The following is a 15360-nucleotide window of genomic DNA, read 5'->3' as shown; positions in this document are numbered from 1 at the left end:
TTCACCATCTACAGGTGTTTCACCATCTACAGGTGTTTCATCTACAGGTGTTTCACCATCTACAGGTGTTTCATTTTCAGGTGTTTCACCATCTCCAGGTGTTTCACTATCTCCAGGTGTTTCACCGTCTTCAGGTGTTTCACCGTCTTCAGGTGTTTCACCGTCTTCAGGTGTTTCACTATCTCCAGGTGTTTCACCGTCTTCAGGTGTTTCACTATCTCCAGGTATTTCACTATCTCCAGGTATTTCACCGTCTAAGGGCTTTGTTGTGCGATTAACTGGTGTTGTTGTACCTACAGGTGTAGTTTTATCTACTGGCTGCGTGTCATCTACAGGTGTAGTTTTATCTACTGGCTGCTTTTCATTATCTAAATCAGAAGGTTTAGTGTTATTACCATTTTCAGGTTTGGAAACATTATCTGAAACGGTTTCTTCTGTTTCTTCTGTTTCTTCTGTTTCTTCTGTTTCTTCTGTTTCTTCTGTTTCTTCTATTTCTTCTGAAGAATCATCATCGGTTTCTGATGACTGATTATTTTTGATAACTTCTGGTTTTGGTGAATTTGATGAATTAGGAGCGAGTTGTAAGAAAGAGGGATTATCAATTACTTTTTCACCAGTTACGGGTACTTGTTTTTTTACAGCCGTAGTAATTTCCGCTTGCACACTGGCAATGTCTTCATCTAGTGTATTATCAATATCCGGATTATCTAAATCTAATCCCTGAACCATATCACTAGTTTCATAAAAAGTTCTTAAATCAAAATCATATAAGCCCTGAAATTCACCTTTTACTACGACTAATAACTGTCCTGCTTCTAACACTTGATTTTGGGAAGCTGCTTGGTTAGAAACTTCAATACCGCTATCTGTTAATGCACCAACAACTGTTGTGTCTGTTTGTTGATCATAACGAACAAATAATGCAGAACCCCGAATTGCTGCGGCTGCATTTGGTGTTTGTATTTGTGTTCTTCCTCTACCTGGAGGAATCAGTAACAGGACTGTACCATTTGATAATCTAAAGTTGCGAGTTTTTGGTAAAAATTGAAATACAGCTTGTTCCCCAACCCTTGCTAATGAACCATCGTTAAAGCGTAAGTCTGCAAGGGAAGCTTTACCAGTGGATAAACTATCACCAGGAACCATAGGATCAGCTTTGCGTGCTGGACGCGTTTTCATATTATTTCTGGGGATAAACTGCACCAAGTTACGGAGGTATTGAATCTCAGCGTGAGTTAAAGGAGTCGTGGCATTTGCCCGATTTGGCAAAATAATTGTTATGCCCCATAAACTAATTATTAAAAGTGGGAACAATTTTTTTAGCATAGTTACAACTCTTGGTAATTTTCATCAATACCAACGCAGTCGAATGTACAGGGAGGTTTTATTTTATTGGAATCCCCCAAAAGGTACTTCATCTTATGTACTACGCAAGTTTTCATCAATTTGGACTATAATTATTAATTATCGAAAGCTAGATTTAGCAACTATTTTAAGTTAATTTCAGCGATAACTGTTTTATTTTTTGACTTATGAATTAGAGGAGGAGACAACTTATGTTACCAATTATACATTCAAGTAGCAAGTTTGAATTACGTTATTTTACTTAATCTCATATAAATTTTGACAATTAATTGAATAATAATGAGTTGAAGTTTTACAAAACATAATATTTAAGTTTTGACAATAAAAAGTATAATCCCTAATTAGGTTATATATTGAATATCAATTCATCAAAGTAGTCAGAGTTAGGAATAATGTAAAACTGAGGTCGATATTCTTAGTTGATTTTTATTAGTAGCTTTTAATACATTTTCGTATCTGATGCAATTTCATGGCTGGAAAAATTTGTTGGTGCGTGTTTGGTTGATTTCCAGTATTGGCAATATTTGCTATATTGCAATTGACACTGTTTGGGCTGTAGACTTAGAGCAATATAGTTGTCAAAATGAGCTAAACTCAATAATTGAAGATTCCAAAAATTCTCAAAATAGTGTTCAAATTTGCCAAATAAACGAACAAGAGCTAATTACACATAAATGGCAACACTTCAATGTATCTGAGTTCGTATTAGTAGAACAAGCATTACCAATTCAATCATCAATAAAATCTAATATTTTAGTTCAAGAAGATACTCCAAATAGTCAGTTAAAATTTGAGTCGCCACAGTTAGAAGTGCAGCCGAATGGTTTTATTCAATCCCCTTCAACACCCAAAGAAAAATTAAATCAAACGCAGAACACTAGAAATGAAAGAATACATAGGTTAAGACAGAGATTACGTGAGAATAGAGAAGCCACGGAGAATGAGTCAAATCAATTTCCAGAACTGGGACTGCGGGTACGTCCTCAACCTTTACCTCCTGTACTAGAATTACCTCCTGTACTAGAATTACCCTCTGAACCAGAATTACCCCAACCTGTATTGAAACCTACAGGTAATTTACACGCTCGTTTAGGTTTTTATCAAACAAGTAATATTTTTTCATCTAATATTGATCCCATTGATGATGGATTGATATTTTCTGGATTGAGACTAGCATCTGTATATATTCCTGTTGGTTCTCAGACTTATATAAATGGATTAATTGATGGTAATTTTATTCGATATATAAATCAATCTACATTTAATTATAACCAAGTCAAATTTGATGTTAGCCTTTATCATCGATTATCACCAAGAGTCTATGGAGCAATTGGCTGGAGTAATCAACAATTTTTCTACACTAGAAATAGCGATCGCTTCCAAGCAGGCGATCGTTTTTTAGGGGAAAATTCCCTACGATTGTTTCTAGGACGGCGAGATCCCTTGACTCCAGCATTAACACTAAATAGCTTTTACGAATTTAAAGTTAATTTTTCGGAGCCAGATAGCCGTAGTCGAATTATCAATTCTGGAATAATTGCTTTAAACTACAGCTTACAACAGTCTCTTCAAGTTGGTCTTAACTACCAGTTGAACTTATCAGAGTTTACTCAACGCCAGCGAGACGACTATTATCATCGACTATTTGGTCAACTCATTTACAAAACATCCGACTCTAGCAATTTTAATCTACAGAGTGGTTGGGCATTTGGTGGTTCTACAGATAGCAACATTAATTTTGATGGTTGGTTTTTTAGTATTAACTACAACTGGCAGTTAGGTCAATTTTGAGAAACTTTTCATTCCCCAGTCTCCCATACCTACATATAACTAATCCAATCACTCCAACTACCAGCATAAAGTTTACCTGTGTGAATATTAGCTAGTTCCAAAGAAAGTAAATTTACACAAGCAGTCACACCAGAACCGCAATAAACTAAAACTTCTTTTGCTGACTCTAGCTTTTCCCACCGTTGGCGTTGTTGGGCTGGGGTAAGTAAGTAACCGGAAGCATCTGTAGCTTCTTGCCAAGGATAGTTGACTGCACCAGGAATATGACCGGCAATTTTATCTATTGGTTCTCGTTCACCTCGGTAGCGATCGCCTTCTCTAGAATCTACCAAAACTACATCTGGTAAATTTTGGCATTTTTTCACAGTCTCAATATCTACTACTAGTTCTGTGATGATCTGGGGGCTAAAAGTACCGTTTTTCGGTTGGGGAATAATATCTGTGACAGCATAACCAGCTTTTTGCCAGCCGGCAAATCCGCCATCTAAGACGGCTACTTGTTCATGTCCTAGATAGCGCAATAACCACCAAAGACGAGATGCAAAGGCTAGGCGAGAATCATCATAGGCCACAACGAAACTGTTTTGAGAATCTATCCCAATGGCTGATAATTTATTGGCTAGCTCAATCAGGTTAGGTAAAGGATGTCTCCCTCCATGCTTACCCACAGGACTAGAAAGATCCTGATTCAAATCTAGATAATAGGCGCCTTCTATATGACTTGCTTGGTACTGTTGTTGTCCTAGTTGTGGGTTAGCAAGAGAAAAGCGACAATCCACAATGACGACTTGTGAATCATGAAGATGTTCAAACAGCCAAGTGGGAGAAACAACAAATTGGATGTCAGCCATAAATAGCAATCGTTTTGGTGAGCAAGGGGAGAATAAATTTGATAGTCGTATGGGATGGGGGAATTGAGTAATTTAATTTTTAGATGTCCCTGACTCAAAATATCTTCATTAGCTAGTTATTCGTGGAAAAATTACCATGACACAGTTTGAGAACTTTGTACCACAGCTAACAGCAGATGGTTCATTCACCTTTATCTCTCAAGAGTTTGGTGAATCCTTTCACAGCCATTTTGGGGCTAAACAGGAAAGTTTTTGCAAATTTGTAGTTCCTACTCAACTAGCTCAATCTGCCACCAGACCTGTTTTGCGGCTATTAGATATTTGTTATGGTCTAGGATACAACACAGCCGCTGCTTTGGAGACAATTTGGGCAGTCAATCCTCATTGTTATGTGGAATTAATTGGTTTGGAACTCAATCCATCTGTACCCCAAGCGGCGATCGCCCATCACCTATTGGATCACTGGAACTACGAATACACAGACATTTTGAACGAGTTGGCGTTTCAGTATCATGTGCAAACAGATCACCTCCAGGCGAAACTACTAATTGGCGATGCGAGAAGTTCCATTGCACAGGTATATCAATCAGGCTTTCAAGCTGATGCAATTTTTTTAGATCCCTTTTCACCACCACAGTGTCCTCACTTATGGACTACTGAGTTCATCCAAAAAGTTGCTCAGTGTTTACACGCTGAGGGCTTACTGGCAACTTATTCTTGTGCGGTGGCTGTACGTACAGCCCTTTTAGCGGCTGGATTAGAAATAGCTTCCACTCCCCCTGTTGTCGGGAAGAGATCGCCTGGTACAGTTGCAGGCTACCAAAAATATCATCTTTTCCCTCCCCTCTCTCAAGAAGAACAAGAACATTTGTTAACTCGCGCGGCTATTCCCTATCGCGATCCCCAATTAAACGATCCTGCACATGTCATAGTCATGCGGCGACAGCAAGAACAACAAGCCTGTTCGCTAGAACCTACATCTCGTTGGCGCAAACGATGGTTATTAGCAAAGGGTCATAACCATTCGTCTTCATAATCAGTCAAGAGTTATTTTTCTGATCTCCCTCAGCCCTCAAGTCGGCAGATTGTGTCAAGTTAAGATAAGTTTTGGTAATTCCAATTACTATATGTAAATTTTGTATTTTAAGTTACAGAACTTACAGTATTTTTTTATATTGGGGTGAGTCCTAAAATTGCTGACAGAAAATACGTATCTTTATCTGAATCAAATCAAAACTTTAAATTATCACTACACTAGTTTTATCTAAATTGAATGATGACAACATTTTTTGGAGCTTCTATGTTAATAAATCTCCGTGAAAAACCTGATTGAACATTTGCACGAATTTATCATACTGGAATGAGAGACAAAAAAATTTAGAGAACAAAATTCTCTTATTAATATTTATAGTGTTCTCGCAACCGATATAGGAATACGCTACATATATTCAGACAAGTAGACTCAGACAGTGCCTAAAACTTGGTGAATATAGAGTGTAATATAGTCAAAGACTATATTTGTTTTTGCAGTCAAACACTGTTAACTTATTCAAAAATTGGGGTGTTTTTGTGATTTCATGGAGTTCCAACTGTACAGACTCTACTGAAGAACAATTTGGTGGGTCAAACCCCTTAAACAAAGTAAATCATATAGATTCTAATCAGGTATTAGAATTACAAAATTTAGATGCTTGTCCCTTAGGCTTGGCTCCCCAAGAACTTTTAGTTGAACAGACACGAGTAGCACCAGCTTGGATGAAACCTGATATTCATTATAGTTATGATTCATTAATCTCTAGAACTCCACAAACCAAAGCTTCTAAAGTAGTGAACGGTGTTGATTCAGAATCGCCAAAAGTCTTAGTAGTTGACGATCATACTGCTAGTCGGATGACTGCGGCTGCTCTGTTGTCCATGGAAGGGTATGAAATTATTGAGGCGGATAGTGGTGCTGCGGCTTTGGTGCTGGTGCAACAAAAACAACCAGATTTAATTTTGCTGGATGTGATGATGCCGGGAATGGATGGGTTTGAAGTTTGCCAAAGGCTAAAGCAGAACGAACATACGCGACTGATACCTGTAATATTTATTACAGCATTAAACGATAGGCGATCGCGGATTCGAGGAATTGAAGTCGGGGCGGATGATTTTCTCAGCAAACCCTTTGACAGTGTAGAATTATCAGCACGGGTAAAGTCCTTAGTACAGCAGAAGCGTTTGAATGAAGACTTAGACCATGCTGAAAAAGTACTATTTTCTATTGCCAGGGCCATAGAAAGTCGTGACCCCAACACAGGCGACCACTGTGAAAGGCTAGTCAAACTAGGGCAAGCGTTTGGTGAGTATCTCAATCTTTCACGTTACCAAATTCGGGATTTGATGTGGGGCGGTTATCTTCACGATATTGGCAAGGTGGGTATTCCTGACGCAGTGCTACTGAAAAAAGGCACACTCACCCCCGAAGATTGGGTAATTATGAAGCAGCATGTTTTGATTGGGGAACAAATCTGCCAGCCACTACGCAGTATGCAAGGTGTAATTCCCATTATTCGCCATCACCACGAGCGCTGGGATGGCTCAGGCTACCCCGATGGACTCAAAGGCGATGACATTCCTTACATAGCGCAAATATTTCAAATTATCGATATTTACGATGCTTTAACTAGCGAACGACCTTATAAAAAAGCCTTCACTTGTGACGAAGCACTAGTTGTCATGCAAGAAGAAACCGATTTAGGTTGGCGCAATCCTCAACTGGTAAAAGAATTTGCAGCTTTTATTCACTCTCTGATGCTGTCTCAAACGAAAATTTATGGCTGAGGGACTGACAAATAAAAAAGTAATTAATCCCTTTGGTAAGCACTAAATCTTGGTGTTGGCGCTGATTAGCTGGTATGATTTGGGCCTAAATCTATCTCAAATGATCAAGCGCGAAAGCGCAATTCACTGATAGCTGATAGCTAAATTATGGTAGTTGTAGCAATTCTAGCGGCGGGACGCGGCACAAGGATGAAATCACATCTACCCAAGGTTTTACATTCTTTGGGTGGGCGATCGCTAGTTGAGAGAGTTCTCGACAGTGTAGAACCGCTTGGGCCTTCACGGCGGATGGTGATTGTCGGATATCAGGCTGAAGAAGTCAAAACAGCCATGCAGTCGCCTCATGTGGAGTTTGTTGAACAGACTGTACAGCTGGGTACAGGTCACGCCATCCAGCAATTATTACCCCACTTAGAGGGCTACTCTGGGGATTTATTGGTGCTAAATGGTGATGTCCCTTTGTTACGCACCCAAACCCTAAAACAGCTATTACAAACTCACCAAGAAAATCAAAACGCCGCCACTATTCTCACCTCCCACCTACCTGAACCCAAGGGCTATGGGCGGGTTTTCTGCAACGATGAACATCTGGTGCAGCAAATTGTGGAAGAAAAAGATTGTACTGCTGCTCAAAGACAAAATCGGCGGATTAATGCCGGAGTTTATTGTTTTCGGTGGCAGGATTTAGCCCAAGTTTTGCCTCATTTACAGGCAAACAATGCTCAAAAAGAATATTACCTCACCGATGCTGTCACCCAAGTAGGCAAAGTGATGGCTGTGGATGTAGAAGATTCTCAAGAAATTCTTGGCATCAACGATCGCCTACAATTAGCAACGGCTGATGAAATTTTACAAAGACGCGTCAAAGAAAAATGGATGACGGCTGGTGTTACTCTCATCAACCCTAGCAGCATTACCATTGATGACACTGTAGAATTGCAACCAGATGTAATTATTGAACCTCAAACCCACCTGCGGGGAAAGACCACGATTCAGACAGGAAGCCGCATTGGGCCTGGGAGTTTAATTGAAAATAGTCAATTGGGTGAAAACGTTACAGTTCTCTATTCAGTAGTCGCAGATAGCATTGTCCAGACAGGAACGAAGATTGGGCCTTATGCTCATTTGCGGGGTCATGCACAAGTAGGTGCTAATTGCCGTGTGGGTAATTTTGTCGAATTGAAAAATACTCAGTTAGGCGATCGCACTAACGCCGCCCATTTATCATACTTAGGTGATAGTACTGTCGGTAAGCAAGTGAATATCGGTGCCGGTACAATTACTGCCAATTATGACGGCGTGAAAAAACATCATACTAAAATAGGCGATCGCACTAAAACTGGTTCCAATAGCGTTTTAGTAGCACCACTCACCTTAGGAGATGATGTCTATGTGGCCGCAGGTTCAACTGTGACAGAAGATGTTCCTGATAATTCTTTAGTAATTGCTCGTAGTCGTCAGGTGGTGAAACCAGATTGGCAAAAGAAAAGTTAGGGGCTAGGGGCTAGGGGCTAGGAGCTAGAATGTTCGTAAAGCCCCAATTTCCCTTTTCAGCATGGAAGAATTACTAGAACTGAGGCAACTTCTAGAACAAGGCAAAATTCCAGAGGCTTTGTTATTGGTGGATGAGTTAGAAGAAATGAGCCTAAGTGACAAAATTAACAAAATTGACAGTTATGGCGTAATTCTGCTCATCCATTTAATTAAACAACAAGCTGAAAAACGTTCGACTCGTTCATGGGAGATTTCCATAGAAAATGCAGTACGGGAAATCAACAAAATTAATCAGCGCTGTAAATCTGGTGGTTACTATTTAAATTCAATAGAACTCAGAGAGATTCTCCAACAAGGAGATCTCATAGCACTCAAAAGAGCATCCCTAGAAGCATTTGAAGGACGTTACGAAGCCGAAGAACTAGCCGCAATGCTGAACGAAACAGAAATATTAACTCAAGCATTGCAACTAATTCAAAAAACCTCAGCGTAGCTATAACCCAACCAGCAACTTAACAACAGCCAACTAATTGGCCATCATTCCATTCCAAAGTATCACCAATACAAGTGCCATCGTGGTAGGCCGCAAGTAAAACTTCACTAGTTTTACCCCATGAAATTATCCCATTGGCATCAAGGGCGATCGCTCCTAAATCTCGCTTATTCTCATGTGCTTCGTTAAAAGATCGTTGCATTGCATCCTTCAAGGAAGTGCCATCTGTCACCCGCACCACAATCTTGGCTGCTAAACACTCATCAATGATATCTTCCCCAATGCCAGTGCAACTGACTGCTGCATGATTGTTAGCATAATTACCTGCCGGCATGGCCGAATCACTAACTCTGCCAATGCGTTCAAAGCCTTTACCACCCGTGGAAGTACCTACAGATAAACTACCATAGGAATCTAAAACTACCACACCAATAGTACCGCGTCCAGCATTACTAGATTCTACTAATTCTGGTTCTGCCACTACACCAGCCATTGTGCTTTTAAAGTTATCCTGACGTTCTTGCATCCATTCTTGCAATCTTAAATCAGTTAAAGCATTGTAGCTGGGAACTTGTAACTCCCGTGCCAGTTCCGCCGCACCGTAATCTGACAATACCCGATCTGGCGAATTTTGCAAAAAATGTACCAATTCAATGGGATTCTTCACCCGTGAAATATTAATCACACCACTAAAGCGCCCTGACTTGCCATCCATTAATGAAGCACTCATGCGGATTTGACCATCAGATTGCAATACCGAACCAGTACCAGCATTAAAGCGGGGGTCATCTTCTAACATTTGGCAACCCTGTACCACTGCCTCCGAAGCAGTTGCTCCTGACAATAAAAGAGAATAAACTGCCTCTACTACTGTATAGAGTGAGCGGCGTACTATTTCTACTCCTCCTTTGCCGTGGAGAGAACTACCTGCTCCTCCATGAATAATTACTTTAGGTTGCACCTGTAACTTCATTTATTTTATAACCCCTGCACTACTTGCATCTCAGTTGCCATTGGTTTGACGAAGGATTGGGTATTTAACTATTACTTATTCAGAAAACTCTTCCCCAATCCCCATTAACTTTGTGCCTCAGAACGCCGACGACGACAACGTTCTGAGCAATATTTCACTTCATCCCAGCAATCTTGCCATTTCTTACGCCAAGTGAAGGGACGTTGACATACCGGACATATTTTTGTGGGTAGGTCAGATTTAGAGCGAACGCGTCCCATAGCAATACCGTAAAGATTTGAGTGAGATTTTTGAGAGTAATGGAAAATTATTATAACGAGTTCGTTACAAAGGAAGGATACCTGGAATCAACATATTTATTGATAATCCTGCCATAGATTTATTTTTAAGCTACATAGGTTAGTCAAATAGTACCATGAGGTATTCATTAGACAATTAAGTAGTTATGACATCCTCCTTTAGAGGTATTTTATATCTTTTTATAAAAATTAAGGATAATTACTCTTTTGCTCCCACCTGCCTACGGCACGCTACGCGTACGGCTTCGCTTGAGAAGTGGAGTTTTTGTCGGCATTTGCTAACGGTAAAAGTAAACGACTGACTACCCGATTATCTGGTAATTGATAAATATGTAATTCTCCGCCTAATTCTTGCATGAGGTTTTGGCAGATCAGCAGATGTAAGCCTGGTGGTTGGTCTAAAAGAGAAATGCCTAAAACATCCTTGGGTGTATTTTGATCTAGTTCTGCTAGGAGTTGCGATTCAATGATGCCATTATCTGTAATTGATAACTCTAATGATTTCTCATCTAGGCGGCGACACCAAATATCAACTCGGCCTCCGCTTTGAGAACGGTGACAGGCAAATACTAACAATTCGTGCAAAATTAATTCAATTTTTACAATATCGCCAGTGATGGCCATTGAGGATGGATAGCCAGAGGTTTGGATGCCTTGGAGGAATGAAGAACTATGAATTGGCTCTTGATCTGTACTGGTGGATTGTCCTAAACCATGTACACCTACCCATAGCTTGTGTTGCTGAAATAAAGTTTCGATACGTTCGAGCGATCGCTTGAGTAAACTGGTAATGGGCATGACTTCCCAGCTTTTATGCAATCGCCACTGTTCTAATTTCAGCAATCCCGTCATGGAAGCAGTTGTATGATCTAATTGCCGCAGTAGTAACTGATAACGTGTTTTAGTTAAATCGTTAGCCGGAATCCCTAAATCCTGTATTTGACTGAGTAAAAGCGTGGTACTTCTTTGAATTTCTTCTAAACGACTATGTTTATACCAATTGAGTTGTCTTAATTCTTGGTTTGTAGATTCTAAAAGTTGGGTGATTTGCTGTTGACGACGTGACCAAGCTAATTGATTAATTAGTATTTCTGTAGGATTGATAGTTTGCTGTGACCATTGACGTTCTCGACGGTCGGCGATGACGACAACCGCCGTAGGTTGATAATCCGCAGTGGTACGTAACGCCATAACTAAAAGTTGACCAATCCCTGAACCATGCAACCATTTTTTAGTATCAGGTGGTAAATCATCAACGTTGAGAATCAGGTAACCTTCTTTGGCAAGGGCCCACTGAATCAAAGCTTCAGACTTGATGGCAACTTTTGCATCTATCACAATATCAAATCGATTATCTGCAATTACCCCAGGGATAATTTTTGCGTATTTATCACCAGCAGACCAAGTTAATATGAACGCCAAGGGACAGCCCAGGACAGAGGCAATTTCTTCGATAACAGTACGTTCTAAATATTCGGTTGTTTGACTCTGGGTTTGTGCGGTGGCTGCGAGGCATTGCTTCATACTGGAAAAAATCTTTTGCTGCTGGTCGTTATCAGTGTGCAGTTGCCATTGGCGGACAATTACACCAATTTGTTGACTCACAATCCACAACAGTTCTTTTTCCAGAGTTGACCAAGTGCGATAAGTTTCATGGACGATGAGCAAAAGCACTCTTGGTGCATGACCTTGAGTGCAATTACAAACTAAAAGCGATCGCCCGCCATGTTCTACTAAAGGAGGTCGCCAGCTAAAAAACCGTAAATCTTCGTCTAATTTTTCCACCTCTATTACAGCTTTAGCAGACTTCAGCAACTGCCCATCTACATCTGTGAGAGTATGAAGAGCTAATGTTAACGGTCGGCGATTATGAGGCTGGCTTTGGTAGATAATTTGATAATTATTGTGATCAGGGTTGTATTTTAATAGTAAAAAGCGGGTAGCAGCCAATCTTGCTAAAAGTCTTGTGGCACAGGTGCGTAAAGTTTCATTAAATTCATGCTGATGATAAATCGCTTGGGCAACTTGGCTAGTGAGGTGATTATCATTTTGAATTTGTGTGATGGTACTTTCCATGCTGTCGATGGGAGCCACTAAAGAGATTAACCCTGCTGCACCTTGGACAAAATTTTTATCTGCCTCTGTCCAAATTCTGGGTTCATTGCCTTCCACTGCCAGAAAACCCAGCAAATCTTTTTGCCAGATAATGGGAGCGGCCAAGAGCGATCGCAACCGCAGGCGTTGCAATAATTTAGCTGTAAAATGACTGTTTAGGGAACTGCGGGCATCACCAATCCAGACAATTTCATTAACTGACAAAGCATAATAAAATTCGCTCAATTCCTGCACTGTCATCCCGGCTGCTGGTTGCTGATGGCTGGCATCACGGCTCATATGGATCAGATGATTACTCATGCGACACCAAAAGTAGCGCCCTTGGCGGTCAAACCAATAAATATTGGTACGGGTAGGAGAGACAAATTTTTGAGTAGCTTCTACTACTGCTTTGAGTCTTTGGTCTAGGTTATTGAGGGTGCGAACATTTTCTAATAATTGTAATAAAGGCTCATCAGGGCGTTTGGTTTGCTTATGCTGCAAATCTATCTGTTTTTGATAAAGTACTGCCCCTAATTCGCCTAAAACGATTGTCAGTCTGGCCTTGGCATCTCCTGGCAGTAAATAACCCCATCGTTCAGAACCGAGTAAAAGTAACCCTAAAAAACGGTTTTTATAACGAATTGGCCAAAAAATTGTGCCTTGGATGTTGAATTTTTTTCCAACTTCTTGCCAGACTGCGGCGCGAGTTTCATTGCGTAAATCCACTACACCCAAAGGGCCTTGTTCAATTACGACTTGTTCTAATAAATCACCGGGATTTAGTACCACCCGTTTGCGTAAAAAACTAGTGTCTTTATCAGGTATCACACCGCCTTGACCTAATAAGGTATGCTTCAGGCGATCGTAAAGTGCAATCCAAATTAGACTGTAGTCAAACTGCTCTTGGATGAAAGCAATAGTCTTTTCAATCAGAACGTCAACATCATCCTCTTCTCTGAGGCTTTGCAGGACGCTACCTAAGGCTAGGATCTGTTGTTCGGCGGCTATGGATTTTTGTGGCTGCCCCATCTGATTATTTGTCAACATAACTTGTAATATATAAGATGCCCAGAAAAGCACCATTACTAAATAATGCTATGGGTGTTTGCGGAAATTTCTGGGTAATAAAGATGGATATTTATCAAGCTGCAATTCGTCCACTATTGTTCAATCTGGTAAAAACCGATCCAGAGTGGTTACATCAGCAAACGATTCATAGTTTAAGCTGGCTGTCACAAACCCGCAACTCTTCTAGTGGTTGGGTAAATCAACGATTGCAGAAATCTTTGTGTCTAGATGATTCACGCCTCGAACAAAATTTGTTTGGGCTTCACTTCCCCAATCCTTTAGGATTAGCAGCAGGATTTGATAAAGATGGCGTTGCTGCTGGTATCTGGTCAAGTCTGGGTTTCGGCTTTGCAGAAATGGGAACCGTCACCTTTGTCGCGCAACCAGGAAACCCCCGTCCGCGTTTATTTCGCTTGCCATTAGATCAAGCTGCTCTTAATCGCATGGGTTTTAATAATAGTGGGGCCGCAGCAATGGCAGCACGCTTGGCAGAAGATAAACAAAAGTTAGGCTGGTCAATTCCTATAGGTATTAATTTAGGTAAATCTAAGGTGACACCCTTAGAAGCAGCAGCTGAAGATTATCTCCATAGTTTTCGCTTACTCAAAGAATTGGGCGACTATTTTGTCGTTAATGTCTCTTCTCCCAATACTCCGGGGTTGCGATCGCTTCAAGATGCTGCCATGCTCAGTACTATCTTAGAAGTCTTACAACGAGAAAATAACTCACAAAAACCTATTTTTGTCAAGATAGCTCCTGATTTAGAATGGGAGGCCATATCTGACATTATTGCTTTAGCCAAAACCTACCAATTAGCAGGAATTATTGCCACCAACACCACCATTAGCCGTGATCAATTAAAAACTCAAGTAATTACCCAAACTGGCAAATCACCCCAGGAAGAAGCCGGCGGAATTAGCGGTGCGCCATTACGCGATCGCTCTACTGAAGTAATTAAGTTTATTTGGCAACAAACCCAAGGAAAAATCCCCGTTATTGGTGTTGGTGGCATATTTTCCCCCCAAGACGCTTGGGAAAAAATCAATGCTGGTGCTAGTTTAATCCAAGTATATACAGGCTGGGTTTACGAAGGCCCGATGATGGTACGCCGCATTCTCTCAGGTTTGCTGTTACAGATGGAAAAACATCAGTTAAATTCCATCAGCGAAGCCGTAGGAAGAGAATTGACAATTAAAAACTAGTAGCTGGTGAGAAACAAAAAACTTATTCCCCACTCCCTACTCCCCAGCTTCAATCTTCCTCTAGTGGGAAAAACTCCTTAGTTTTTTCCGAGTATGTCCAGGCGATACCATCGGGGTCTTTGCTGCGACTCCACTCAGGAAACTCTGGATCATTGCGGCGTTTGTAGACTGTGCTGGAATAAACATTTAGTCGCTTGGCCAGTTCTGATTGAATCAGAGAACCAAAAACTAATTGCTGTTCTAGCGATCGCGTGACTTGTTGATGATTTTCCGGTGGTGTAACTTCAGTTTCGGGTTCTGATTCCACTACCTGAGCTTCTGGTGCTACTAAAAGCGATCGCGCAGTTTTGGTAACTGGTTGCGCGGGTAGTTCTTTAACAGGTTCGCTACTGTCGAGGATGCTACCTAGAATACTAGAAGTGATAAAGTAATAAACTTCACCTCCCTCTTGAGAGTTTTGTATACTCGCCCCAAATTCAGTAGCCTTAGTATCTAAATAGCGTTTTGCCGTTGTCCCAGAAAAATTGCCCTTAATTGCCAAATCCATTGGCGTAATCTTGCCTTGAGTTTCCCGAATCATCTGATGGAAAACCGGATTTACTTGCTGACACCAATGTTGCCATTGATATTGTTGCCAAATATTAAAACCAATAATTAGCACAATGATTGACAGCAAAATTCTCCAGGTGGCAACCAGGAAAATAATCAAAAACGAGATTGGCAAAAGTAAAACGAGAAAGGCTTTCCCGTTATTGTCTATTATTTTTTCACTCATGCCGATTCTTGCCAGTTGCATTTTTGGGAAATAATACTATCATCTTGGCAAAAAGTGGGACATTTTTTTGTATCGTTTGGCAAAGTTGTGAAAAAAGGCAGGGGGAAAAAAGGCAGGGGGGCAGGGGGCAGG

General features: G+C 40.7%; 12 protein-coding genes. 6 read left to right on the top strand and 6 right to left on the bottom strand.

All coding sequences use genetic code 11. The annotated features are described in order from the left end of the window. A partial coding sequence (locus ACM0OS_RS24920; protein WP_414545864.1) for a FecR domain-containing protein occupies positions 1-1326 on the bottom strand: 1326 nt, incomplete at its 3' end. 498 nt (positions 1327-1824) lie between these two features. Here ACM0OS_RS24920 and ACM0OS_RS24915 point away from each other — a divergent pair. Next, positions 1825-3156 (top strand): hypothetical protein, encoded by a 1332-nt coding sequence (locus tag ACM0OS_RS24915; RefSeq protein ID WP_414545863.1) that lies wholly within the window; start codon positions 1825-1827, stop codon positions 3154-3156. A 29-nt stretch (positions 3157-3185) separates the two neighbouring features. Here ACM0OS_RS24915 and ACM0OS_RS24910 read toward each other — a convergent pair whose 3' ends face one another. Continuing rightward, positions 3186-4007, bottom strand: a complete 822-nt coding sequence (locus ACM0OS_RS24910) for a sulfurtransferase (RefSeq protein WP_414545862.1) — start codon at positions 4005-4007, stop codon at positions 3186-3188. Positions 4008-4143: 136 nt separating this feature from the next. Here ACM0OS_RS24910 and ACM0OS_RS24905 point away from each other — a divergent pair, with 136 nt between their 5' ends. The 4 genes from ACM0OS_RS24905 (at position 4144) to ACM0OS_RS24890 (ending at position 8814) form a co-directional block, all read left to right on the top strand. Then, complete coding sequence (locus ACM0OS_RS24905; protein ID WP_414545861.1) at positions 4144-5043, top strand: tRNA (5-methylaminomethyl-2-thiouridine)(34)-methyltransferase MnmD; 900 nt, start codon at positions 4144-4146, stop codon at positions 5041-5043. Positions 5044-5576: 533 nt separating this feature from the next. Continuing rightward, complete coding sequence (locus ACM0OS_RS24900) at positions 5577-6827, top strand: HD domain-containing phosphohydrolase (protein WP_414545860.1); 1251 nt, start codon at positions 5577-5579, stop codon at positions 6825-6827. A 147-nt stretch (positions 6828-6974) separates the two neighbouring features. After that, the gene (gene glmU, locus ACM0OS_RS24895; protein WP_414545859.1) at positions 6975-8321 is read left to right on the top strand and encodes a bifunctional UDP-N-acetylglucosamine diphosphorylase/glucosamine-1-phosphate N-acetyltransferase GlmU; all 1347 of its coding nucleotides are present in this window, start codon (positions 6975-6977) and stop codon (positions 8319-8321) included. 61 nt (positions 8322-8382) lie between these two features. Next, positions 8383-8814, top strand: a complete 432-nt coding sequence (locus ACM0OS_RS24890) for a DUF29 family protein (RefSeq protein WP_414545858.1) — start codon at positions 8383-8385, stop codon at positions 8812-8814. 19 nt (positions 8815-8833) lie between these two features. On the opposite strand, the gene ACM0OS_RS24885 is transcribed toward ACM0OS_RS24890, so the two are convergent. The 3 genes from ACM0OS_RS24885 to ACM0OS_RS24875 form a co-directional block, all read right to left on the bottom strand. Beyond that, complete coding sequence (locus tag ACM0OS_RS24885; RefSeq protein ID WP_414545857.1) at positions 8834-9787, bottom strand: isoaspartyl peptidase/L-asparaginase; 954 nt, start codon at positions 9785-9787, stop codon at positions 8834-8836. Positions 9788-9891: 104 nt separating this feature from the next. Further along, entirely contained in the window at positions 9892-10047 is a 156-nt protein-coding gene (locus tag ACM0OS_RS24880; RefSeq protein WP_414545856.1) for a DUF2256 domain-containing protein, read from the bottom strand. A gap of 270 nt (positions 10048-10317) precedes the next feature. Next, a complete protein-coding gene (locus ACM0OS_RS24875) occupies positions 10318-13212 on the bottom strand; it encodes a GAF domain-containing protein (RefSeq protein WP_414545866.1) in 2895 nt (964 codons plus the stop codon). Positions 13213-13313: 101 nt separating this feature from the next. On the opposite strand from ACM0OS_RS24875, the gene ACM0OS_RS24870 reads away from it, so the two are divergent. Then, the gene (locus ACM0OS_RS24870) at positions 13314-14453 is read left to right on the top strand and encodes a quinone-dependent dihydroorotate dehydrogenase (RefSeq protein ID WP_414545865.1); all 1140 of its coding nucleotides are present in this window, start codon (positions 13314-13316) and stop codon (positions 14451-14453) included. A 49-nt stretch (positions 14454-14502) separates the two neighbouring features. Here ACM0OS_RS24870 and ACM0OS_RS24865 read toward each other — a convergent pair whose 3' ends face one another. Next, positions 14503-15228 carry a hypothetical protein gene (locus tag ACM0OS_RS24865; protein ID WP_414545855.1) on the bottom strand — a complete coding sequence of 242 codons (726 nt, stop codon included), beginning with the start codon at positions 15226-15228 and terminating at the stop codon, positions 14503-14505. Positions 15229-15360 lie beyond the last annotated feature (132 nt).

The sequence above is a fragment of the Nostoc sp. CCY0012 genome, from assembly GCF_963920855.1.
Classification (GTDB): Bacteria; Cyanobacteriota; Cyanobacteriia; order Cyanobacteriales; family Nostocaceae; genus Cyanocohniella.
The sequence above is the reverse complement of the archived record's forward strand: the minus strand, read 5'-3'. Positions and strand labels throughout refer to the sequence as shown.

What these genes read in the sequence shown, in the direction of transcription:
- ACM0OS_RS24915 (WP_414545863.1), top strand. Translation starts at nt 1,825, where the DNA reads ATGCAATTTCATGGCTGGAAAAATTTGTTGGTGCGTGTTTGGTTGATT.
- ACM0OS_RS24910 (WP_414545862.1), bottom strand. Translation starts at nt 4,007, where the DNA reads ATGGCTGACATCCAATTTGTTGTTTCTCCCACTTGGCTGTTTGAACAT.
- ACM0OS_RS24905 (WP_414545861.1), top strand. Translation starts at nt 4,144, where the DNA reads ATGACACAGTTTGAGAACTTTGTACCACAGCTAACAGCAGATGGTTCA.
- glmU (WP_414545859.1), top strand. Translation starts at nt 6,975, where the DNA reads ATGGTAGTTGTAGCAATTCTAGCGGCGGGACGCGGCACAAGGATGAAA.
- ACM0OS_RS24890 (WP_414545858.1), top strand. Translation starts at nt 8,383, where the DNA reads ATGGAAGAATTACTAGAACTGAGGCAACTTCTAGAACAAGGCAAAATT.
- ACM0OS_RS24885 (WP_414545857.1), bottom strand. Translation starts at nt 9,787, where the DNA reads ATGAAGTTACAGGTGCAACCTAAAGTAATTATTCATGGAGGAGCAGGT.
- ACM0OS_RS24880 (WP_414545856.1), bottom strand. Translation starts at nt 10,047, where the DNA reads ATGGGACGCGTTCGCTCTAAATCTGACCTACCCACAAAAATATGTCCG.
- ACM0OS_RS24875 (WP_414545866.1), bottom strand. Translation starts at nt 13,212, where the DNA reads ATGGGGCAGCCACAAAAATCCATAGCCGCCGAACAACAGATCCTAGCC.
- ACM0OS_RS24870 (WP_414545865.1), top strand. Translation starts at nt 13,314, where the DNA reads ATGGATATTTATCAAGCTGCAATTCGTCCACTATTGTTCAATCTGGTA.
- ACM0OS_RS24865 (WP_414545855.1), bottom strand. Translation starts at nt 15,228, where the DNA reads ATGAGTGAAAAAATAATAGACAATAACGGGAAAGCCTTTCTCGTTTTA.